A 362-nucleotide genomic window follows, 5' to 3' on the forward strand; every position below is an offset into this window, starting at 1 on the left:
TGATGAAGCCAGCTTTTGGAACCGCAATACTTTCTATGAACAGATCGGATTTTCCCCTTTTTTTAGCAAAAAGGACTATCCTGATACAGAAAAGATTGGCATGGCGATCAATGATGAAGATTTTTTCACCACTTAGATTGAGCATATGGAAAAACTCAAAGATCCGTATTTTTCGTTCATGGTCGCTTTGAGCAGCCATATTCCATTTGAGATTCCCGCAGATAAAAAACAATTGGCTCTGCCTGGCTATGAACTCGAATTGGTCCGGAACTATTACCATACCGTCCATTATGTCGATGGCGCCGTTGAAGTGCTCGTCGAGGCACTAAAACACCGGGATATGTTGGACGACTCGATCGTCA

The 362-nt window shown here is 42.8% G+C and carries 1 protein-coding gene; it reads left to right on the top strand.

Going from position 1 to position 362, the window contains the following annotated elements; all coding sequences use genetic code 11:
* Nucleotides 1-145: 145 nt before the first annotated feature.
* The coding region (locus AY633_RS14680) for a sulfatase-like hydrolase/transferase (RefSeq protein ID WP_145915689.1) at nucleotides 146-362 on the top strand (217 nt) is incomplete at its 3' end.

This window comes from Planococcus maritimus (assembly GCF_001592825.1).
Taxonomy (GTDB): Bacteria; Bacillota; Bacilli; order Bacillales_A; family Planococcaceae; genus Planococcus; species Planococcus maritimus_C.